21 protein-coding genes are annotated in these 20,668 nt (G+C 66.5%); 13 read left to right on the forward strand and 8 right to left on the reverse strand.

Annotation, left to right across the window (positions count from 1 at the left end):
- From MK313_RS08960 to idi, 13 genes are all read left to right on the forward strand, one after another.
- On the forward strand, nt 1–695 hold a 695-nt coding region (locus MK313_RS08960), incomplete at its 5' end, for a nitrogenase component 1 (protein ID WP_287780942.1).
- Complete coding sequence (locus tag MK313_RS08965; protein WP_287780944.1) at nt 667–4,452, forward strand: magnesium chelatase subunit H; 3,786 nt, start codon at nt 667–669, stop codon at nt 4,450–4,452. The genes MK313_RS08960 and MK313_RS08965, both read left to right, overlap by 29 nt.
- A complete protein-coding gene (gene bchL / locus MK313_RS08970; protein WP_008944415.1) occupies nt 4,449–5,378 on the forward strand; it encodes a ferredoxin:protochlorophyllide reductase (ATP-dependent) iron-sulfur ATP-binding protein in 930 nt (309 codons plus the stop codon). Before MK313_RS08965 ends, bchL begins: the two co-directional genes overlap by 4 nt.
- Nucleotides 5,379–5,391: 13 nt before the next feature.
- A complete protein-coding gene (gene bchM, locus MK313_RS08975; protein WP_287780947.1) occupies nt 5,392–6,114 on the forward strand; it encodes a magnesium protoporphyrin IX methyltransferase in 723 nt (240 codons plus the stop codon).
- Nucleotides 6,114–7,553 (forward strand): BCD family MFS transporter, encoded by a 1,440-nt coding sequence (locus MK313_RS08980; protein WP_287780949.1) that lies wholly within the window; start codon nt 6,114–6,116, stop codon nt 7,551–7,553. The genes bchM and MK313_RS08980 overlap by 1 nt, the downstream gene beginning before the upstream one ends.
- A 35-nt stretch (nt 7,554–7,588) precedes the next feature.
- Nucleotides 7,589–8,365 carry a photosynthetic reaction center subunit H gene (gene puhA, locus MK313_RS08985; RefSeq protein ID WP_287780952.1) on the forward strand — a complete coding sequence of 259 codons (777 nt, stop codon included), beginning with the start codon at nt 7,589–7,591 and terminating at the stop codon, nt 8,363–8,365.
- Nucleotides 8,362–9,036, forward strand: coding sequence for a photosynthetic complex putative assembly protein PuhB (gene puhB, locus MK313_RS08990; protein ID WP_287780954.1), 675 nt, complete (start codon nt 8,362–8,364; stop codon nt 9,034–9,036). Before puhA ends, puhB begins: the two co-directional genes overlap by 4 nt.
- A gap of 9 nt (nt 9,037–9,045) precedes the next feature.
- Nucleotides 9,046–9,540 (forward strand): photosynthetic complex assembly protein PuhC, encoded by a 495-nt coding sequence (gene puhC, locus MK313_RS08995; RefSeq protein ID WP_287780956.1) that lies wholly within the window; start codon nt 9,046–9,048, stop codon nt 9,538–9,540.
- A complete protein-coding gene (locus MK313_RS09000) occupies nt 9,537–9,833 on the forward strand; it encodes a hypothetical protein (RefSeq protein ID WP_008944421.1) in 297 nt (98 codons plus the stop codon). Before puhC ends, MK313_RS09000 begins: the two co-directional genes overlap by 4 nt.
- A complete protein-coding gene (acsF, locus tag MK313_RS09005; protein ID WP_287780958.1) occupies nt 9,830–10,939 on the forward strand; it encodes a magnesium-protoporphyrin IX monomethyl ester (oxidative) cyclase in 1,110 nt (369 codons plus the stop codon). Before MK313_RS09000 ends, acsF begins: the two co-directional genes overlap by 4 nt.
- A gap of 9 nt (nt 10,940–10,948) precedes the next feature.
- A complete protein-coding gene (puhE, locus tag MK313_RS09010) occupies nt 10,949–11,833 on the forward strand; it encodes a putative photosynthetic complex assembly protein PuhE (protein ID WP_287780960.1) in 885 nt (294 codons plus the stop codon).
- Between the two features lie 13 nt (nt 11,834–11,846).
- Nucleotides 11,847–13,064 carry a 5-aminolevulinate synthase gene (gene hemA / locus MK313_RS09015; protein WP_008944424.1) on the forward strand — a complete coding sequence of 406 codons (1,218 nt, stop codon included), beginning with the start codon at nt 11,847–11,849 and terminating at the stop codon, nt 13,062–13,064.
- A 16-nt stretch (nt 13,065–13,080) separates the two neighbouring features.
- On the forward strand, nt 13,081–13,629 hold the full coding sequence (gene idi / locus MK313_RS09020) for an isopentenyl-diphosphate delta-isomerase (RefSeq protein ID WP_287780965.1): 549 nt from the start codon (nt 13,081–13,083) through the stop codon (nt 13,627–13,629).
- 94 nt (nt 13,630–13,723) lie between these two features.
- Here idi and pufC read toward each other — a convergent pair whose 3' ends face one another.
- The 8 genes from pufC to bchY form a co-directional block, all read right to left on the reverse strand.
- Nucleotides 13,724–14,884, reverse strand: coding sequence for a photosynthetic reaction center cytochrome PufC (gene pufC, locus MK313_RS09025; RefSeq protein WP_008944426.1), 1,161 nt, complete (start codon nt 14,882–14,884; stop codon nt 13,724–13,726).
- Nucleotides 14,885–14,895: 11 nt separating this feature from the next.
- Nucleotides 14,896–15,858, reverse strand: a complete 963-nt coding sequence (gene pufM, locus MK313_RS09030; protein ID WP_040707193.1) for a photosynthetic reaction center subunit M — start codon at nt 15,856–15,858, stop codon at nt 14,896–14,898.
- 19 nt (nt 15,859–15,877) lie between these two features.
- Complete coding sequence (gene pufL / locus MK313_RS09035; RefSeq protein WP_008944428.1) at nt 15,878–16,723, reverse strand: photosynthetic reaction center subunit L; 846 nt, start codon at nt 16,721–16,723, stop codon at nt 15,878–15,880.
- Between the two features lie 111 nt (nt 16,724–16,834).
- Entirely contained in the window at nt 16,835–17,032 is a 198-nt protein-coding gene (gene pufA / locus MK313_RS09040) for a light-harvesting antenna LH1, alpha subunit (protein WP_040707164.1), read from the reverse strand.
- Between the two features lie 11 nt (nt 17,033–17,043).
- On the reverse strand, nt 17,044–17,265 hold the full coding sequence (pufB, locus tag MK313_RS09045) for a light-harvesting antenna LH1, beta subunit (protein WP_008944430.1): 222 nt from the start codon (nt 17,263–17,265) through the stop codon (nt 17,044–17,046).
- 118 nt (nt 17,266–17,383) lie between these two features.
- Entirely contained in the window at nt 17,384–17,590 is a 207-nt protein-coding gene (locus MK313_RS09050; RefSeq protein ID WP_156816239.1) for a hypothetical protein, read from the reverse strand.
- A gap of 76 nt (nt 17,591–17,666) precedes the next feature.
- Entirely contained in the window at nt 17,667–19,118 is a 1,452-nt protein-coding gene (gene bchZ / locus MK313_RS09055; protein WP_287780971.1) for a chlorophyllide a reductase subunit Z, read from the reverse strand.
- Nucleotides 19,112–20,662 carry a chlorophyllide a reductase subunit Y gene (bchY, locus tag MK313_RS09060; RefSeq protein ID WP_287780973.1) on the reverse strand — a complete coding sequence of 517 codons (1,551 nt, stop codon included), beginning with the start codon at nt 20,660–20,662 and terminating at the stop codon, nt 19,112–19,114. Before bchY ends, bchZ begins: the two co-directional genes overlap by 7 nt.
- Nucleotides 20,663–20,668 lie beyond the last annotated feature (6 nt).

Genomic DNA, 20,668 nt, shown 5'->3' on the forward strand with positions numbered 1-20,668 from the left:
ACAAGCGGGTCTTCGTCTTCGGCGATGCCAGCCACGCCATCGCTGCCGCGCGGATCGCCGCGGAGGAGATGGGCTTCAAGGTCTGCGGCCTTGGCACCTACATGCGGGAATTCGCCCGCGAGGTACGCGCCGCCGCCGCCGATCTCGGCGTCGAGGCGCTGATCAGCGACGATCATCTGGAGGTCGAGCGCGCGATCATCGAGGCGCGGCCGGAGCTGGTGCTGGGCACGCAGATGGAGCGGCACATCGCCAAGCGGCTGCGGGTGCCGTGTGCCGTCATCTCCTCGCCCGTCCATGTGCAGGATTTCCCGGCGCGCTATTCCCCGCAGATGGGCTACGAGGGCGCGAACGTGATCTTCGACAGCTGGGTCCATCCGCTGATGATGGGGCTGGAGGAGCATCTGCTGCAGATGTTCCGTGACGATTTCGAGTTCAACGACGACGCCCAGGCCTCGCATCTGCATGCGGTGGCCCCGTCCGCACCTGCCGCCGTTAAGGAGGAAGAGGCCGCGCCGGCTTCGGTCGGGCAGGTCGCCGCACTTTGGACCAACGAGGCGGAGACGGAACTGCGGAAGGTGCCGTTCTTCGTGCGCGGCAAGGCGCGGCGCAATACCGAGCTGTTTGCCGAGAGCAAAGGCATTCACCCCATCACCGTGGAGACGCTGTATGACGCGAAAGCCCATTTCGCCCGCTGACAGCACCCCGGTCCGGGTGGTGCTGGTCACGCTGGACAATCACATGACCGCCGCCGTCGATGGCGCGCGTCACATGCTGGCGGCTGACCTGCCGGGCCTGCGGCTCAGCGTCCATGCCGCGACCGACTGGGCCGAGAATCCGGCCAGCCTGGAGCGTTGCCGCGCGGCGATCCTGGAAGGCGACATCGTCATCGTCTCGATGATCTTCGTGGAAGAGCATGTCCGCGCCATCGCCGATGTGCTGGAGGCACGGCATCGCGATTGCGACGCCATGGTGTGCTGCATGTCGGCCGGCACGATCATGAAATACACCGCCATGGGCCGGTTCCGCATGGGCGAGCCGCAGAAGGGCCCGCTGGCGCTGCTGAAGAAGCTGCGCGGCGGCAGTTCGCGCGGCGGGCGTGACAGCGGCAAGACGGCCGGCGAACGCCAGCTTGCCATGCTGCGCCGCCTGCCGAAGCTGCTGCGCTGCATCCCCGGCACGGCGCAGGATGTGCGCAATTACTTCCTGACCCTGCAGTACCGCATTGCCGCCTCGGACGAGAACATCGCCAACATGGTGCGTCTGCTGGTCGGCAAATATGCCAAGGATGCGCGCGCCGGGATGCGCGGCAACGTTACCGCCGCCGACCCGGTGGAATATCCGGAGCAGGGGCTCTACCACCCTGATATCGAGCCGCGCGTGACCACCCGGCTCGCCAACCTGCCAATACCGGAAGGGGCCGGGGGCACCATCGGCCTGCTTCTGATGCGCACCTATATCCTGTCCGGCGATACCGGCCATTACGACGCGGTCATCCGGGCGCTGCAGGCACGCGGCTTCCGCGTCGTGCCGATCTTCGCCAGCGGCCTCGACATGCGCGGCGCCATCGACCGCTTCTTCCTGGACGCCAGGACCGGCACGCGGATCGACGCGCTGTGTTCGCTGACCGGCTTCTCGCTGGTCGGCGGGCCGGCCTACAGCGATGCGGCGGCGGCAGCCGGGACGCTGGCGCGGCTGGACGTTCCCTATCTCTCCGCCTTCGTGACCGAATTCCAGTCACGTGAGGGCTGGCAGGCCTCCTCGCAGGGGCTGACGCCCATCGAGACGACGCTGATGGTGGCGATCCCGGAGCTGGACGGCGCCACCGCCTCCATGGTCATCGGCGGCCGCTCGGACGGTGCCGGTACAGCTTCCGCCTGCATCTGTTCGCGCAAGATGGGCACTTGCCCCTCGGGCCGGGCCTGCATGCGGCCGGACGAGGAGCGCGTGGCGCTGCTGGCCGACCGCCTCGCCGCTCTGGCCGGGCTGCGCCGCAAGGAGCGGGCCCAACGCCGCATCGCCGTCACCCTGTTCAATTATCCGCCCAATGGCGGCAATGGCGGCACCGCGGCCTTCCTGTCGGTGTTCGAGAGCCTGCTGGAAACCATGCGGCGGCTGCACGCGGAAGGGTATGACGTCGAGGTGCCGGACAGCGCCGAGACGCTGCAGCGCATGATCCTGGAAGGCAATGCCGCCACCCATGGCACCGAGGTCAATGTCCATGCGGTGATCCCGGCGGACGATCATGTGCGACAGGAACGGCATCTGGCGGAGATCGAGGCGCATTGGGGCCCGGCGCCGGGCCGGGTGCTCAGCAACGGGCGCGGCAGCTTCGTGCTGGGCCGCCAGTTCGGCAAGCTGCTGGTCGGCATCCAGCCCTCCTTCGGCTATGAGGGCGACCCGATGCGTCTGCTGTTCGAGGGCGGCTTCGCCCCGAACCACGCCTTTGCCGCCTATTACACCTATCTGCGCGACGGGTTCGGCGCCGATGCGGTGCTGCATTTCGGCACCCATGGCGCGCTGGAATTCATGCCGGGCAAGCAGGTCGGCATGTCAGGGCGTTGCTGGCCGGACCGGTTGCTGGGCGCGTTGCCGAATTTCTACCTCTATGCCGCCAACAACCCATCCGAGGGCGCCATCGCCAAGCGCCGGTCGGCGGCCACGCTGATTTCCTACCTGACGCCGCCGGTCACCCAGTCCGGCCTCTACAAGGGGCTGAGCGAGCTGAAGGCGAGCCTCGACCAGTACCGTTCGCTGCAACCAGACGCGATGGCGGAACGCACGCGGCTGTTTGCATTGCTGGAGACGCAGGCGGCAGCACTCGATCTGGGCGGGCGGGAGCCGGGGCTGGCCGCGGAACTCTATGTGCAGCGGCTGGTCGCCGAAATCACCGAGCTGGAATACACGCTGATCCCGCACGGGCTGCATGTCGCCGGGCGTGGCCTCGGCCCGGCGGAGCGGGCGGAGATGCTGACCCACGCCGCCGGCACGATGCCGGAACTGGCGGACAACCCCGCCCTGTCCGATCTGGTGCAGGTCATTGTCGCCGATGATGAGGCGCGGCTCGCGCGCTTCATGGCGGGCGTGAAGGTGAAGGCGGAGACACCGCTGGCCGAGGCCATCGGCCGGCTGGTGGCGTTGAATGCCGGCCTGGCCACGAATGAGGAGCTGGACGGAATCGTCCGGGCGCTGGATGCGCGCTTTGTGCCGCCCTCGCCGTCGGGTGACGTGCTGCGCACGCCGGACCTGCTGCCGACCGGGCGCAACCTGCATGGCTTCGACCCCTTCGGCATTCCCAGCGCCTTCGCGTTGCAGGATGGCGCGCGGCAGGCAGCACTTGTGCTGGAGCATTACATGAAGGGCAGCGCCCGGCTGCCGGAGACGGTCGCCATCGTGCTGTGGGGGACCGACAATCTGAAGACCGGCGGCGCCGCCCTGGCGCAGGCGCTGGCGCTGATGGGCGCGCGGCCCCGCCACGACGCCTATAACCGGGTCTGCGGCGCCGAGCTGATCCCGCTGGAAGAGCTGAAGCGTCCGCGCATCGACACGGTCATCACCCTGTCGGGCATCTTCCGTGACCTGCTGCCGATCCAGGCCAGCATGCTGGCCGAGGCCAGCTATCTGGCGGCGATGGCGGATGAACCGGCGGAATGGAACTTCATCCGCAAGCATGCGCAGGCCTATTGCGCGGCGCATGGCTGCGAGACCGAGGCGGCGGCCTACCGCGTCTTCACCAATGCTGACGGTGCCTATGGCGCCAATGTGAACATGCTGATCGCCTCCTCCGCCTGGTCGGACGATGAGGAGATCGCCAGGACCTATACCGCGCGCAAGAGCTTCGCCATCGACCGGAAGGGCAAGACCAGCCATCAGGCCGAGGCGCTGGACGCGATCCTGGGCGAGGTGGACATGGCCTATCAGAACCTCGATTCGGTCGAAGTCGGCGTGACCACCATCGAGCATTATTTCGACACGCTGGGCGGCCTCAGCAAGGCGGTCTCGGCGGCCCGTGGCGGGATCGACCTGCCGGTGCTGATCTCCGACCAGACCCAGGGCGAGGGGAAGGTCCGCTCGCTGGGCGAGCAGGTGGCGCTGGAAACCCGCACCCGCACGCTGAACCCGAAATGGTTCGAGGGCATGCTGCGGCACGGCTATGAGGGCGTGCAGCATATCGAGGCGCAGCTGACCAACACCATGGGCTGGTCGGCGACGACCGGCGGCGTCGATCCCTGGGTCTATCAGCAGATCGGCGAGACTTTCATCCTCGATGCGGCGATGCGCCGTCGCCTGTCCGACCTCAACCCGGCTGCCGCCGCACGCGTCGTCAGACGCCTGATGGAAGCGCATGAGCGCAACTACTGGCAGCCGGACCCCGAAACGCTGGAAGCCCTGCGGCAGGCCGGCGAGGAAATGGAAGACCGCCTGGAAGGGCTGGTCATGGAGGCAGCCGAATGAATTCCCACTCTCCCGTCATCACGCCCGGCCGGGCCGAGCAGATCGTCCGCAAGCTACAGGAGCGCGCCGATGGCGATGGCAGCGTGCAGGTGCATCTCGACCCCACCCAGGAGATCGACGGCGCCAAGGTCTTCGCCGTCTATGGCAAGGGCGGCATCGGCAAATCGACCACCTCGTCGAACCTGTCGGTCGCCTTCTCCAAGCTGGGGCTGCGGGTGCTGCAGATCGGCTGCGACCCGAAGCACGATTCCACCTTCACCCTGACCAAGAGCCTGATCCCCACCGTCATCGACGTGCTGGAGACGGTGGATTTCCATACCGAGGAGTTGCGCCCGGAAGATTACATGGTCGAGGGCTATAACGGCGTGCAGTGCATCGAGGCGGGCGGCCCGCCGGCGGGCACCGGCTGCGGCGGCTATGTCGTCGGCCAGACGGTGAAGCTGCTGAAGGAACATCACCTGCTGGACGATACCGACGTCGTCGTCTTCGACGTGCTGGGTGATGTGGTGTGCGGCGGCTTTGCGTCGCCGCTGCAGCATGCCGAGCGCGCGGTGATCGTGGCGGCCAACGATTTCGACTCGATCTTCGCGATGAACCGGATCGTGGCGGCAATCAAGGCGAAGGCGAAGAATTACGAGGTGCGGCTGGGCGGCGTGATCGCCAACCGCTCACGCGAGACCGACCAGATCGACCGCTACAACGAGGCCATCGGGCTGAAGCGGCTGGCACATATCCCCGATTCCGACCTGCTGCGGCTCAGCCGGCTGAAGAAGAGCACACTGTTCGAGATGGGCGATGCCGACGAGGTCGTGGGCATCCAGCGCGAATATATCCAGCTCGCCGAACGTCTGTGGGCCGGCACCCCGGCGCTGGAGGCAGAGCCGATGAAGGATCGCGACATCTTCAATTTCCTCGGCTTCGAGTAAGGAGGGCCGCACGGTGAGCCAGACCGACTACATCCGCAGGACCGGCGAGATCGAACATTATTTCGACCGCACCGCGCTGGAGGCCTGGAAGCGCCTGACCGGCGACCAGCCGGTCAGCGGCATCCGCGCGACCGTGCGCAAGGGCCGGGAGGAGATGCGCAATACCCTGGCCAGCTGGCTGCCGCAGGATCTGACCGGCTGGCGTATCCTCGATGCCGGTTGTGGGGCGGGCATCCTGTCGCTGGAGCTGATGGAGCGCGGCGCCGATGTGGTCGGCATCGACCTGTCGGCGCAGATGATCAGCTTTGCCCGCAAGCGCGCCTTCGAGCGGCAGGCGGCATCTCCCGAGCTTTCGGCGCGGCGCGGATCGGTGCGGTTCGAGAGCGGCGATCTGCTGGACCCGCGCTTCGGTGAATTCGACGCCGTCGTCTCCATGGATGTGCTGATCCACTACGCCGCCGCCGATGCGTCGGAAGTGCTGGAACGGCTGGCGGAGCGCACCAGCCGCAGCCTGATCTTCACGCTGGCGCCCGGCTCCTTCCTGCTGCGCGCGATGCTCGCGACCGGCACCCTGTTTCCGCGCCGCGACCGCTCGCCGGCCATCCATCCGGTCAATCCGGGGCGGGTGGTCGAACGGCTGACTTCCCGGCCCGCCATGCAAGGCTGGTCCGCCGGGCGCACGCACCGCGTCGCGGTCGGGTTCTACATCTCCCAGGCGATGGAGGTGACCCGATAATGAGCGTGGACATCGTCAATCGCAGGATGATTGCATTCTGGCAGCGGCTGGGGACGCGCTTCATGCCGTTCGCCGATGCCGCGACGGTTGACGTGCCGCTCTCCAAACTGCTGCGGCTGGCGCTGTTCCAGGTCTCGGCGGGTTGTGTCCTTGTGTTGCTGACCGGCACGCTGAACCGGGTGCTGATCGTCGAACTGGGCGTCTCCGTGGCGTTGGTCTCTGCAGCGGTTGCCATCCCCGTTCTGGTGGCGCCGATGCGGCTGTTCTTCGGCCACCGGTCGGATACCTACCGCTCCGTGCTGGGCTGGCGGCGCGTGCCCTATGTGTGGCTGGGCAGCCTGTTGCAGTTCGGCGGGCTGGCGATCATGCCCTTCGCGCTGCTGCTGTTGCAGTCGCAGACGCTGGGGCCGAGCTGGGCCGGGCCGGTGGCGGTGGCACTGGCCTTCATCCTGACCGGCTTCGGCCTGCACATGGCGCAGACGGCGGGGCTGGCGCTGGCCAGCGATCTGGTGCCGGCGGAAAAGCGCCCGCGCGTGGTGGCGCTGCTCTATTTCATGATGCTGGCCGGGATGATCGGCGCGTCGGGCGGCTACAGCCTGCTGCTGGCCGACTTCAACCCGATGCGGCTGATCCAGGTGATCCAGGGCACGGCGGTCTTCGTCATCGCGGTCAATGTGGTGGCGATCTGGAAGCAGGAAGCGCGCGATCCCCGGCGCACCGCGCTGGACCGCGTGACCCAGAGCTTTATGGAGGCGCTGCGGGAATATCGCAGCGATCCCGGCGTGATGCGGCTGCTACTGGCGGTCGCGGTAGGATCGGCGGCCTTCAGCATGCAGGACATCCTGCTGGAACCCTATGGCGGCGAGATACTGGGGCTCGGCGTCAGCCAGACCACGCTGCTGACCGGGCTGTGGGCGGCGGGCACCATGCTGGGCTTTGCCTGGGCCGGCCACTCGCTGCAACGGGGCGCGCAGATGCACCGCGTCGCGGCGCGCGGCCTGCTGATCGGCATTGCCGCCTTCTCGGCCGTTATTCTCGCCTCGCCCTTGCAGCTGACGGCTTTGTTCTATGCCGGCGCGGCGGCCATCGGGCTGGGTGGCGGGCTGTTCGCGGTCAGCACCATGCTGGCCGCCATGTCGGTCTCCGCCACGGCGCAGAACGGCATCGTGGTCGGTGCCTGGGGTGCCGTTCAGGCGACCGCCATCGGGTTGGGCCTGATGGTTGCCGGACTGCTGAAGAACGGCGTCAACAGCCTGGCGCTGAACGGCATGCTGGGCGAGGCGATGAACACCGGCGCGGCCGGATATCTGGTCGTCTATCAGGCGGAAATCATCCTGCTTTTCGTGTGCCTGGCGATCATCGGGCCGCTGTCCGGCCGGCGCTATGTGAAGGCGCAGCAGGGCGACATGCGTTTTGGACTGGCGGAGATGCCCGGCTGAGGCCGGGCAAGACCGCCTAACGGGAGGAGAGGATCATGACTGGATCACTCGTAGGCAGCATCGATGTCGCACAGATGGTGCTGTATGCGTTCTGGGTGTTTTTCGCCGGGCTGGTCTGGTACCTGCGCCAGGAGGACCGGCGCGAGGGCTATCCTCTGGAGGAGGATGTGACGGGCCGCTACAACAAGAACCCGTTCCTGTTCATCCCGCCCAAGAAAACCTTCGTGCTGCCGCACGGGCACGGCACCGTTGATGCCCCCAACTTCAAGCGCGACGAACGGCCCCTGTCGGCCAGGCGCATCGCGCCGGCGCCGGGCTATCCCATCGAGCCGGTCGGCAATCCCCTGCTGGCGGGTGTCGGTCCCGGCTCCTGGGCGGAGCGCGCCGAGCGGCCGGACATCACCTCGCATGGCGATGCGCGCATCGTACCGATGCGGCTGGCAGAAGGCTTTGCCATCGCCGAGGGCGAGGTCGAGCCGCGCGGGCTTCAGGTCGTCGGCTGCGACGGCAAGGTGGGCGGCACCGTCGCCGATGTCTGGGTGGACCGCGCCGAACATCTGATCCGCTATTACGAGGTGACGGTGGGCGAGGGCAGGACGGTCCTGCTGCCGAATAATTTCGTGGTGGTCCGCCGGGGTCGCGGCGGCGTGCGCCAGCTCTATGTGCATGCGATCACCGCCGAGCAGTTCGCCGATGTGCCGGCCACTGCGCAGCCCGAGACCGTGACCCTGCGCGAGGAGGACAAGATCGCCGCCTATTACGGCGCCGGCCTGCTCTACGCGCTGCGCAACCGGCAGGAGTCGGTGCTATGAGGCAGGAAGTCATCGCCCGCGAGCATGAGATCGAGCCGGTTCCGGGCCTGCCCGAGCGGCTGCCCGATGGCGAGGTGATGCTGTGGCAGGGCAAGCCCGACGCAAGGCTGGTCGCGCGCCGGGTCATGAAGAGCCGCTGGATCGGCGGCTATTTCCTGATCCTCGCGGCCTGGGCGGGCACGGCCGGCCTGTATGACGGCCAGCCGCTGGGCGGCATCCTGTTTTCCATCGCGGTGCTGATCGCGCTGGCGGCGGTGCTGCTGGGGCTGCTCGAGCTGTTCGCCTGGGCGGTTGAGCGCACGACGCTCTACACCATCACCAGCGAGCGGGTGGTGATGCGCTTCGGCGTAGCGCTGTCGATGACGCTGAACCTGCCCTTCAACCGGGTCAGTGCGGTCTCTATCCGCCACCTCGGCGGCAAGGCCGGAAACCTCGCCATCCAGCTGCCGCCGGGCCATCGCCTGTCCTGGCTGATCCAGTGGCCGCATGTGCGCGGCTGGCGCTTCGCCGAGCCGGAGCCGTCGCTGATCTGCCTGCCGGACGCGGAGAAGGTGGGCGACATCCTGGCGCTGGCGATTGCACAGTACCGCAGCCGACATTCCGAACATCCGCGGCTGGCCACAGCACGCCCAGCCTCTGGCATGGCGGGCATCGCGGTGGCGGCGGAGTAGGAGGGGCACATGGCGCGGGTATCGCATCTCGGCTATCTCGGCGACCGCACGGGGAAGAAGCCCAATATCTTCCCGGCGAAGATCCTGGTCGCGGCCATCGCCCTGCTGGTCTTCACCGCCGGGGCGGTGCTATTCGGCCAGCTGACCGGCATCGGCACCGTGCGGGTGGACTCAGGCTCGCCCGTGGCGGTGCGCGACATCGTTATCCTGCGCACGGCAGAGGACGAGGTGATCGTCCGCGATGCGGCGGCCGGCAGCGAGATTGCGCGCTACGAGGCGGAAAAGGGCGGCTTTGTGCGCGGCTCCCTGCGCGCCTTCGCGCGGATGCGCCAGGTGGCGAATGTGCCACTGGAGGCACCCTACCGCCTCATCCGGTGGGAAAGCGGGCAGGTCAGCCTGTCCGACACGGCAACCGGGGAGCGCATCTATCTGGAGGCGTTCGGCCGGGACAATGCCGCCGCCTTCGCCGTGCTGCTGGAGCGCCGGGAAGGAGGCAAGCGATGATCGAGCTGCTGCGCCGCACCGAGACGCATGACTGCACGGTGGAGATCAACAACACCTTCGATGCCTTCGGCGCGCATGTGCGCTTCGATGACGGCACCATCATCCATCCCGGCGACGAGGTTCTGGTCCACGGCGCCCCGATCTCCATCCCCTATGGCGAGAGTCGCAGCTTCCAGCGCCGTGCCACGATCACGCGGGCAGGCCTGCTGGAGCGCACCTGGGCGCGCCTGACCGGCGACCTGGAGATGCTGGAACTCTGTGAATTCAGTTTCACCGAAAGGACATTGTCATGAGCGATCAAGCCATGCTGGCCGATCCGTTCTCCTCTCCCTCCGGTGCAGGGGGACGAAAGGCAGTGGTCAATGATTCGACGCGCAGCGCGCTGGTCTCCACCATGCTGTCGCCGCGCTTCTACACCACCGATTTCGAGGAGATGGACCGGATCGACATTTCCTCGGTGCGCGAGGAGTGGGACGCGCTGATGGTCCGCTTCCGGGACGACCCCAATCGCGGGCATTTCAAGCGCAACGCCGACTGGGAAGATATCGATATCGATGAGCTGCCCGACGATCTGCGCGAGGAGTTCAAGGATTTCCTGATCTCCTCCCTGACCTCGGAATTTTCCGGCTGCGTGCTCTACAAGGAGATGAAGCGCCGGGGCACCAACAAGGAAATCTGCGACCTGTTCGGCTATATGAGCCGCGACGAATCCCGCCATGCCGGCTTCATCAACGATGTACTGAAGGATTTCGGCATCGGCGTGAATATGGGCTTTCTCGCCAAGGCGAAGAAGTACACCTTCTTCAAGCCGAAATTCATCTATTACGCGACCTACCTGTCCGAGAAGATCGGCTATGCCCGCTACATCACCATCTACCGGCATCTGGAGAAGCATCCGGAGCAGCGCTTCCACCCGATCTTCAAATGGTTCAAGGAGTGGTGCAATGACGAGTTCACCCATGGCGAGGCGTTCTCGCTGATCATCCGCTCCGACCCGAAGCTGACGCGCGGGCACAACAAGCTGTGGATCAAGTTCTTTCTGCTGGCCGTATTCGCCACCATGTATGTGCGCGACCATATGCGCCCGGCCTTCCACAAAGGCCTCGGCGTCAATATCGACGAGTACGATATGCGGGTGCTGCGGCTGACCAGCGAGATATCGAGGCAGTGCTTCCCGCTGGTGCTGGATTTCGACAATCCCGCACTGGTCGAAGGGCTGCGGCGGATGGAGCGCATCAACCAGCGGGCCCAGGCCGCTGCTGCCTCGGGCGGTATCGGCGGGCGCATCGGCAAGGCGTTCTGGGGGCTGGCTGCCGGGGTGAACTTCCTGCGCCTCTATATGATCCCCAGCGTGCCGAACACGCTGCCCGCGACCTCGCGCCTGCAGCCGATCTGGTAGGGACGCCCCATGGACCTCGCCCACCCGGTCACAATCATCCTGATCGCGATCGCCACGTGGTGGCTGTCGACCGGTCTGGTGCTGGCGATGGTCCACCGCGCCGAGCGGGGCGGCTGGCGGCCGGTGACGGTGCTGGGGCTGATGACGCTGGCCGGGGCTGCCGGCGTGGCGCTGATGCTGGAAGGCGGGGCGAATCCCACGCCGATGGGCTCCTACACCGGCTTCATGGGCGCGCTGCTGGTCTGGGCCTGGCATGAGGTTGCCTTCCTGACCGGCGTGCTGACCGGCCGGCGCGGCGATTGCCCGCCGGGGCTGACGGGCCTCGCCCGCTTCCAGGCGGCCTGGCGGGCGGTGCGCGACCATGAGCTGGCCATCCTGGCGACCGGCATTGGCCTGTGGCTGCTGCTGGCCGAGGCGCCGAACCGGTTCGGCCTCACCGCCTTCGGCCTGCTGTGGGGCATGCGGATTTCAGCCAAGCTGCTGATCTTCCTGGGCGCGCCGCACGCAGTCAGCGACCTTATGCCGCGCGGCATTTCGCATCTGAAGAGTTATTTCAATACCGGGCGGCTGACACCGGTATTTCCTGTGCTGCTGGCGATTGCCGGCGGGCTGTTCCTGGTGCTGGTACTGGGGGCGAGCCGGGCGGTGCAGGACTATTCCACTGTTGGCCATATTCTGCTGGCGACCTTCATGGCGCTGGCGATCATCGAGCATTTGATACTTGTCGTGCCGGTCTCTGATACAGCACTCTGGCGCTGGGCTCTGCCAAGAACACAAGAGGCAAAGCCCCGAAAGGAAGCCCCGCAAGGTTCCCCGCCGCTGGACGAGATGGCGCGTCTTGGCCTCCCCCGCAAGGAACGGGCGGATGGCCGGCTGGGCATGAGCGAAACCTAGGGAGGACGGAGCGATGGATATTCAGCGGCATATGGAGCAGGCGCTTGCCACCTTGCGGACAGACGGCAATTACCGTGTGTTCGCGGAGCTGGAACGCCAGTGCGATGCCTTCCCGCGCGCGACCGTCCATGAGGGCGAGGGCGGCACCCGGGAGGTGACCGTCTGGTGCTCCAACGATTATCTGGGCATGGGGCAGCATCCGGTGGTGACGGAGCGGATGACGGAGATCATCCGCAAGTGCGGCGCTGGCGCCGGCGGCACGCGCAACATCTCGGGCACCAACCACTATCATGTGATGCTGGAGCGCGAGCTGGCCGACCTGCACGGCAAGGAGGCGGCGCTGATCTTCACCTCCGGCTATGTCTCCAACTGGGCGTCGCTGGGCACGCTGCTGTCGAACATTCCCGGCATCATCGTCTATTCCGACGCGCTGAATCACGCCTCCATGATCGAGGGCATCCGGCATTCGCGCTGCACCAAGCGGGTCTTCCGGCACAATGACTACCGGCATCTTCGCGAGCTGATGGCCGCCGACGATCCGGCGGCGCCGAAGATGGTCGCGTTCGAGAGCGTCTATTCGATGGATGGCGATATCGCGCCGATCAAGGAGATCTGCGACGTTGCCGACGAGTTCGGCGCCATCACCTATCTGGACGAGGTGCATGCGGTCGGCATGTACGGCCCGCGCGGCGGCGGCGTTGCCGAGCGCGAGGGGCTGATGGACCGGCTGACCGTCATCGAGGGCACGCTGGGCAAGGCGTTCGGCGTGATGGGCGGCTACATCACCGGCTCCGCCACGCTGATCGATTTCGTGCGGTCCTTCTCCTCGGGCTTCATTTTCACGACCGCTCTGCCGCCGGCCCTGGCCGCCGGCGCGACCGCCGCGATCCGCCATCTGAAGACCAGCGGCCTGGAGCGCCGGAAGCACCAGGAGGCTGTCGCCAAAGTGCGCGCCGCGCTGGACCGCAAGGGCATCCCGCATATGCCCAACCCCAGCCATATCGTGCCGGTGATGGTCGGCAATGCGGCGAAGTGCAAATGGCTCTCCGATGTGCTGATGCGCGACTACGCCATCTATGTGCAGCCGATCAATTACCCGACTGTGCCGGTGGGGACGGAGCGGCTGCGCATCACGCCGACACCGCTGCACACGGATGCGGATATCCGCCATCTGGCCGAGGCGCTGAGCGCGCTGTGGTCGCAATGCGCGCTGTCGCGGGCCGTGGCCTGACCGCGGCGCTCCTTCCATGAACGGCGGAGACATCATCATTCCGGCTGTTGCCGGGGATGGGTCTCTCTATCCGGTGGAAAAGTTGCAGGCCCATATCGACGGGGTCCTGCATCTTGCCGTGTCTGTCTTTGTCTTCGACGGCGATCTGCTGCTGGTCCAGCGCCGTGCCGCCGGCAAGTATCACTGCCCCGGCCTGTGGGCCAACAGCTGCTGCACCCATCCCAACTGGAATGAATCGCTGGAGTTGTCCGCCGCGCGGCGCCTGCGGGAGGAGTTGGGCATCACCCTGCCACTCTCCCGCCATGCCACGGTCGAGTACAACGCGCCGGTCGGCCGGGGGCTGCGCGAGCATGAGCGGGTGACCTTCTTCAGCGGCCAGGCCGACCGCCGGCAGCTGGAGGTCGCGCCGGCGCCGGCCGAGGTCGAGGCGGTGGAGTGGGTCGACCGGTTCGAGCTCCGGCGTGCGGTGCTGAACCAGCCCGAGCGTTTCGCGCCCTGGCTGCGGATCTATCTGGAGCTGTTTCCGACCCTGGATCTCGGGCAGCCCCTGCCGGCCTCCTCCTGAGCGCCGGCTTTCTTTTCCCGATCACGACGAATCTGCATAAAAAAGGGGGGAGCCCGAAGGCTCCCCCAGAAGGCGACAAGAGGGAGGGAGTTCCTCAGTCGCTGGCTGATTTCTGTGCGCCCGGAATGGCGGCCAGGGCCGTGCCCGCAGGGGCGGGGATGGCACTCTGCCGGCCCGGTGCCAGGGTCTGGGTCGTGCCCGGCTGGTAGGTCGAGAAGTCCGGCACGTCGGTTGCCCCCTTCTTGCCCAGCGAGTCGCGGTAGGCATCCATCATCGAGGCGCCGTAGAGCGGCTTCTGCACGCCATTGTGGCAGGTGCCGCAGCCGACCTTGAAGACATCGCCCTCCGGCCCCTTGCGGGTATCCGGGAAGACCGGAGTCAGCCCTTCCATGTAAGTCAGGTTCAGGGCGCGGGTCATCTGGATGCCATGCCAGGCGGTCACGCGCTGCGGCGGGCTCTGGTCCCAGTCGTTGAAGGCGCGGGAATTGTGGCAGGTCATGCAGTTGGCGCCGAGCGATTCCGACATGTGCATCATCAGCGACCAGGTGCCCTCGGTCTCCTTGACCCCGGCCGGATTGGTGCCGGACGGCAGGGCGGTCAGCGTATGCACGCGGATCGGCTTGTCGTTCAGCAGGTAGTCCATCAGCGCGTTCTGCGGCAGCGAGCTGTTGCCGGCGAATTTCGCCACGACATTCTGGCCGGCCCGGTTCTGGGTCATGTTGCCCGCTGGCTTCGGCTCCATGTCCTTGTACCAGTAGGACACCGGCACCGCCTGCCCGCGATGGCAGGTGTAGCAGGTCGCCCCGGTGGCGCCGACATGGCTGTTCCAGTCGGTGTTGATGGTCTGCGTCATCTGGATCATGCGCCGGGCCACCACCTTGGTATAGACCTCGTCGGAGGCCAGGTTCTCCGGGTTGTGGCAGTAGTTGCAGCCGGCTTCCGGCGCCACCCATTCGGTGATCGAGGCCATGAACTGGTTGAACTGGTCGTCCGACAGGTCACCCAGCACCTGGACATTTTCATAGATGGTGCCGGCCTTGTCGCCGTCCGGGCTGGCTTCCCAGGGGGCGGGCGGGGCGACATTGGCCGCCTTCAGCGCCTCCTGCTTCTCGACATCGCGGTGGACGAACATGCCCGTGCCGCGATAGCCGACCTGCTCGGTCTGCACCGGCGGGGCGTCCCAGCCGGCGCCGACGAAGCTGGCAATGGCGAGGAGGGTTCCGGCGGAAGCCGCAAAGGGGATCCACAGATTCATCGCCTGTCTCCTTACCGGGCCGGATCGACGACGCCCGGATAGATATCCGGAAGCGGCGAGACGAGGCCGTGATTGATGCCCCACAGGTACCAGTTATCCACGACGGTACCGGTGAGCAGGATGCCGATGCCGCCGGTCAGCGGCGTCAGGATGGCGAACCACCAGGCCCAGCGATGGACCGATTCCATGGTGGCGTTGAAGCCCATCGTCCAGCGCCAGAACAGCGCCGCCCGCTCCGAGGCCGTGCCGCGGTCGGTGATCTGCTCCAGCTCGCGCTCGCCGCCATACTTGCCGACGGCCAGGATGGTGGCGCCATGCATGGCGAACAGCAGGACCGAGCCGTACAGGAACACGATCGACAGGCAATGGAACGGGTTGTAGTAGAGGTTGCCGTAGCGGATCGAGAAGGCCGCCGTCCAGTCGAGATGGGGGAAGATGCCGAACGGCACGGCTTCCGAGAAATTGCCCATCAGCAGCGGCCGGATGAAGCCCAGCACCAGGAACAGCCAGATGGCCGAGGCGAAGGCCCAGGCGATATGGGTGCCCATCTCCAGCTGGCGGGCGCGGCGATAGACCCTGACCCACCACAGGATGACCGACAGCGTCAGGAAGAAGCCGGCGATCAGCCACCAGCCGCCTTCCGCCAGCGGCGGCAGTACCTTCAGCCCGTATTCGGCTGCCGGTGGCTCAAGGCCCAGCCAGAACAGCTGGCGCACGAACTCGATCGGGTCCCAGCCGACCGAGGCCAGCATGTTGAGACCGATGATCTCGAAGCCGATCAGGCCGAACACCAGCGACAGGGTGCCGAGATAGCCCAGATAGATCGGGCCGATCTGGGCATTGCCGATCTTGCCGATCCAGCGCACGAAGAAGGGTTTGCCGGTGCGCGGGCTGTCGCCACGCGGCAGGGGCATGCCCTCCTCGGCGGGGCCGCTGACCTGCACGGCGGTGATGATATTCTGATATTGGCTCATGAACATCGTATGGCCCTCCTCAGAACCAGACCGGCAGGTTCAGCCACCAGTTCCACCATTGCGGCCAGCCCTGGTTCCAGAACGGCCCGCTGATGACGATGCAGACCGCGCTCCAGAAGCCGGCATTCAGGGCCAGGATCAGACCCAGCCGGTGAATGCCCAGCGTGCCGATCGAATAGCCAATGATGTCGCGGAAGAAGGTGTCCTCATGCTCCGGCGTCTTCACCTCGGCGCGGGTCCCCGGCTCGTCGCGCGACTCGCCCGGATTGGCGGCCGACAGGATCAGCCCGCCATGCAGCGCCAGCGCCAGCGTCGTGGTGAAGAAGAACGATACCGCGATCATGTGCGCCGGGTTGTAATGGAAGTGCAGATACTGGTAGCCGACGTTCGACACCCAATCGAGATGGCTGAAGATGCCGTAGGGGAAGCCGTGCCCCCAGGCGCCCAGCAGCAGCGGCCGGAAGACGACCAGGGTGGCATAGGCGAAGATCGCGAAGGAAAAGGCGAAGGGCACGTGATAGCCGATGCCCAGCTTCCGGCAGATCTCGACCTCGCGCAGCGCCCAGGAAATGAAGGCGCCGAGCGCGCAGATGGTGATGATCTGCCACAGCCCGCCTTCCTTCAGCGGGGCCAGTGCCAGGCCATAGGAAATGTCGGGCGGGGCGATGGAAATCTGCCAGATGTTCCAGGTCGGCCCCAGTGCCGCGCCATAGATGATGAGGGCGGTGCCCAGGGCCGCGAAGAAGGCCGTGGTCACGCCAAAGAAGCCGACGTAGAACGGGCCCACCCAGAAATCGAACAGATCTCCTCCGAGCAGCGTTCCGCCGCGCACGCGATATTTGCGTTCAAAACTCAGCAGCGCCATGGTGCGTCTCCTCCGGAGCTGTTCAGCCGGCTGGCGATACCAGTCGTTCTTATTGAGGGCTGATGGCGGGCGGGGCCGATTGCGCGACCGCGCCCGCCACCATCGCGGTTTTCAGCCGATGCGCCGCAAATCCACGTCCTGAGAGAGGGTCTGCTCCGACATGCTGGACTGAAGGGGCTTGCCTTCCAGCCAGTTGAAGCGGTCCGTGCTCAACAGGATGAAGTGGATCAGGATCGCGAGGGTGAAAAGAAATGCGGACAGTGCGACCAGCGCCTTGCGCGGATCGAACATGAGCCAGATTCTCCACATGTCCCGTCCTCCTATGCGATCATCGACAGCAGCGTCCGGGCCGTCTCGGTAGCGCCTTCGAGAGACGCGTAGCCGTTCGGCCCCGGGATCCAGGGGCGCCACATCCAGACCAGGATATGCGCGACGATCGCAATCGCCGTGAATATCATGAAGCCTTGGATGAAGAAGCCGTGGACCTCGCGTGCTTCACTTTCGGTCAGACCCGAAAGCGAAACGTTTGATGAGTCCGCCATCAAATTCACCTCCTTGCCTCGAATGCCGCGGCACCCCCGCGGCCGGGTTCGGGATGGTCCTCCAGGGAGGGCCGCCCCGAGGCTTCACCGGCGTCGAGGACACCGGCGAATGTGCGGGCTATGCGTGGAACGCGTAGCCGACAACGGCGTGGGCCGAGGCGCGGGCCTCGGCGAAAACGGATTGGCCGGGGGCATCGTCCCCGTGCCGGAACACGCGGCCGATCCGGGCCGCCATGGCGACCAGGAGGCACAGCGGATAGACCAGCAGCAGCAGCCTGCCCATCGTGACGCGATCCGATTCGCGGTCACGGTGGTAACTCCGCACGGATTGTCCGTTTTCTGTCGCAGAGATCATGATGTTGCCTCCCTTCGGATCAGGCCTTCTGTCATCGGGGCGTTGCTCATGCGTAGGCTCCGATGGATTGCGCGGCATGAACGACATGCCGCTTGGCGACTTCCGCCGCATCGAGGCGACGTGCCTCGCGCTCGGCGGCGTCGCGCAGACGTTTGGCGGCGGAAATCCGCGCCAGAACCGGTTCCCTGTTGATGCGGTCGGCCAGTGCCGCATGGGCCTCGTCGGTCCAGGGCAGCTCGCCCTGCGGACGGGCGGCGGTCGCCTCGATGGCGTCTAGCTCATTGGCGTGCGGCAGGATGTCGAACAGCACGTCGAACAGGGAATTGCAGACTTCCTGGATCATCCAGGACGCCCCGGAATAGCCCATGACCGGCGTGCCGGTGTGGCGCCGCACGATGGCACCGGGGTAGGACAACTGGATGAACCGCCCGCGCCCCCTGGTCTCGGCCAGGTACATGCGCTCGTTGAAGGAGCCGAACAGGATCATCGGCGTCTTCGACAGGGTGAGGTCGCGGACCGACACATTGTCGGTCTTCGCACCCGGCTTGCGCGGCACCGCGAAGCTGCAGGGCAGGCCCATTTCCTCTTCCAGGAAGAACCGCACGCCGCGCGTATAGGTCTCGTTGGCGACGATGGCGAAGCTGGCGGTGGCGAAGAAATCCTGGGTGACGGAGCGCCACAAATCCCACAGCGGCTTCAGCGTGGTGTGCTTCTCGCGCGTGATGAAGGGCTCCGGGTCGAGGCCCAGCAGCTCGCCCAGCTGGCGCAGGAAGGATGTGGTGGACTGGATGCCGATGGGCGCCTGCAGATAGGGCCGGTCCAGCGTCTCGCACAGCAGCCGGCCGAATTCGCGGTAGAGGCAGATATTCACCTCGGCGTCGGCCAGCCGGCGCACATCGTCCACATGGCTGCCGAGCGGGAAGATCATGTTGATCTCCGCGCCGATGCCTTCCACCAGCCGGCGGATTTCCGCCAGGTCGGAGGGCATGTTGTAGGTGCCGTAGATCGGCCCGATGATATTGACCCTGGGCTTTGCCCCTTCCGCGCGCTTGCGCGCCGCCGGCACCTTGCCGCCCTTGGGGCCGAACTCGGTCCACAGCCATTTCATCGCGCGGTCGGCGCTCTGCCACTGGTCCTCGTCGATGGTGCGCGGCAGGAAGCGCACGATGTTGGAGCCTTCGGGCGTCACGCCGCCGCCGATCATCTCGGCGATGGAGCCGGTGACGACCACCGCCGGCAGGTCGGGGTCCAGCGCCTGGCGGGCGCGTTTCATGGCACCCTCGGTGCCGTGCTGGCCCAGCTCGTCCTCGGACAGGCCGCTGACCACGATGGGCAGCTCATGCGGCGGCAGCGCGTCGGTATAGTGCAGCACCGAGGTGACCGGCAGGTTCTCGCAGCCGACCGGCCCGTCGATGATGACCTGCAGCCCCTTGATCGCGGTGAAGGCATAGACGCTGCCCCAGTAGCCGCCGGCCCTGTCATGGTCGAGGATCAGCATCCGACGCTCTCCCCACTGTCCACGGCGTTGCGCGACTGCTTGGTGCGCGCGGCGTATTTCTTGCGGTAGGCACTGCGGTCTTCCGGCACGTTCTGCCAGATGCCCGCCGTGTCGCCGCTCCCCACGCCCTCGAAGAAGGCGTTCATGGCGTCGAACCGGGCCTTGTTGGCGATGGCGGCGTTGATGACCGCCGGCAGGGAGGCGACGCCCGCCGGGCCCATCAGTGGCCGGGCCGAGATCAGGTTGGTGAAGTACAGCGCCGGGATCGCCGCTTCCTTCGCCTTCTGAACCACCGGGGTGGTACCGATGGCGAGGTCGGGGCGGAATTCCTCGAAGGCGGCGATGTCCTGCTCCAGCGAGGCGCGGAACCGCAGCTCCACACCCTTTGCCGCCAGCCACTCGGCGTCGGCGGCGTTATATTTCGTCTTCGGGCAGGCGGTGCCGACATAGCGCAGATCGGCGCCCAGCTCGACCAGTAGCCGGCCGACCAGCAGCTCGGAACCTTCATAGCCCGACAGGGTGATCCGGCCCTTGATGCGGTTGCCGGGCAATGCGGCCCCGATGGCGCCGCGCATAGCGTTGCGGCTGGCATCGATCTTCGCTTGGGCAACGCCGCAGGCAGCGCCGATGGCCGACAGCCAGGCATCCGTCCCCTCCAGCCCGACCGGGGCGGAGCCAACGATGTCGCGGCCCGCCGCTGTGAATTCGCGGAAGCTGGCGGTGTAGAAAGGATGGATGCCGGCCACCACCGCGCAGTCCAGCGCGCCATACAGGTCGCGCCATTCCCGCACTGGCACAGTCGGCCCGGCGGCCAGCCCCATCGGGTCCAGCATCGCGCCGATGACGACCGGGTCGGCGGGGAACATCTCGCCCACCAGCGTCACGGTCGGCTTGTCCTGCCGGTTGCCGCGCGGGCGCTGCACCGGCCCGGAGGCTGCTTCCTGCCTTGCATAGGCCAGCATGGCGCCGGACAGCACATCCTTCGCCTCGGCATGGGTCGGCACGCCGAAGCCCGGCACGTCGATGCCGACGATGCGCACACCGTTGATGTCCTTCGGCAGCATCTGCAGCGGCACGCCCGAGGCGGTGGGTACGCACAGATTGGTGATGATGATGGCGTCGTATTTCGCCGGATCGGCCATCAGGTGGACGGCATCGACGATGTCCTCGTACAGCTTGCCGGTGACCAGCGTCTCCGAGCTGAAGGGCACATAGCCGACCGACCGCTTCGCACCATAGAAGTGCGAGGTGAAGGTCAGGCCATACACGCAGCAGGCCGATCCCGACAGGATGGTGCCGACGCGGCGCATGCGCAGGCCGACGCGCAGTGAGCCGAAGGCCGGGCACATGGATTGCGGCTGGTCGTGCGGGCCTTTCGGATAGTCGGTCTCGAACCGGTCCATCAGCGCGTCATTGCCGGCGGCGCGGGCCGCCGCCCTGGACAGTTCCGCCCCGCCATGACAGCCGGCGGCGCTACTGTCCGCGACCGGTGAATCGGTCTCGCGGTGCGTGTCGCGGTCAAGCTGGAGGGTGAGGTCGTCCATAAGATG

The organism is Oceanibaculum sp. (assembly GCF_022449305.1).
In the GTDB taxonomy this organism is placed as follows: Bacteria; Pseudomonadota; Alphaproteobacteria; order Oceanibaculales; family Oceanibaculaceae; genus Oceanibaculum; species Oceanibaculum indicum.

What these genes read in the sequence shown, in the direction of transcription:
- puhA (WP_287780952.1), top strand. Translation starts at nt 7,589, where the DNA reads ATGACTGGATCACTCGTAGGCAGCATCGATGTCGCACAGATGGTGCTG.
- MK313_RS08980 (WP_287780949.1), top strand. Translation starts at nt 6,114, where the DNA reads ATGAGCGTGGACATCGTCAATCGCAGGATGATTGCATTCTGGCAGCGG.
- pufL (WP_008944428.1), bottom strand. Translation starts at nt 16,723, where the DNA reads ATGGCGCTGCTGAGTTTTGAACGCAAATATCGCGTGCGCGGCGGAACG.
- bchZ (WP_287780971.1), bottom strand. Translation starts at nt 19,118, where the DNA reads ATGCTGATCCTCGACCATGACAGGGCCGGCGGCTACTGGGGCAGCGTC.
- MK313_RS09000 (WP_008944421.1), top strand. Translation starts at nt 9,537, where the DNA reads ATGATCGAGCTGCTGCGCCGCACCGAGACGCATGACTGCACGGTGGAG.
- bchY (WP_287780973.1), bottom strand. Translation starts at nt 20,662, where the DNA reads ATGGACGACCTCACCCTCCAGCTTGACCGCGACACGCACCGCGAGACC.
- hemA (WP_008944424.1), top strand. Translation starts at nt 11,847, where the DNA reads ATGGATATTCAGCGGCATATGGAGCAGGCGCTTGCCACCTTGCGGACA.
- pufM (WP_040707193.1), bottom strand. Translation starts at nt 15,858, where the DNA reads ATGAGCCAATATCAGAATATCATCACCGCCGTGCAGGTCAGCGGCCCC.
- puhC (WP_287780956.1), top strand. Translation starts at nt 9,046, where the DNA reads ATGGCGCGGGTATCGCATCTCGGCTATCTCGGCGACCGCACGGGGAAG.
- MK313_RS08965 (WP_287780944.1), top strand. Translation starts at nt 667, where the DNA reads ATGACGCGAAAGCCCATTTCGCCCGCTGACAGCACCCCGGTCCGGGTG.
- pufA (WP_040707164.1), bottom strand. Translation starts at nt 17,032, where the DNA reads ATGTGGAGAATCTGGCTCATGTTCGATCCGCGCAAGGCGCTGGTCGCA.
- puhE (WP_287780960.1), top strand. Translation starts at nt 10,949, where the DNA reads ATGGACCTCGCCCACCCGGTCACAATCATCCTGATCGCGATCGCCACG.
- bchL (WP_008944415.1), top strand. Translation starts at nt 4,449, where the DNA reads ATGAATTCCCACTCTCCCGTCATCACGCCCGGCCGGGCCGAGCAGATC.
- pufC (WP_008944426.1), bottom strand. Translation starts at nt 14,884, where the DNA reads ATGAATCTGTGGATCCCCTTTGCGGCTTCCGCCGGAACCCTCCTCGCC.
- pufB (WP_008944430.1), bottom strand. Translation starts at nt 17,265, where the DNA reads ATGGCGGACTCATCAAACGTTTCGCTTTCGGGTCTGACCGAAAGTGAA.
- acsF (WP_287780958.1), top strand. Translation starts at nt 9,830, where the DNA reads ATGAGCGATCAAGCCATGCTGGCCGATCCGTTCTCCTCTCCCTCCGGT.
- idi (WP_287780965.1), top strand. Translation starts at nt 13,081, where the DNA reads ATGAACGGCGGAGACATCATCATTCCGGCTGTTGCCGGGGATGGGTCT.
- puhB (WP_287780954.1), top strand. Translation starts at nt 8,362, where the DNA reads ATGAGGCAGGAAGTCATCGCCCGCGAGCATGAGATCGAGCCGGTTCCG.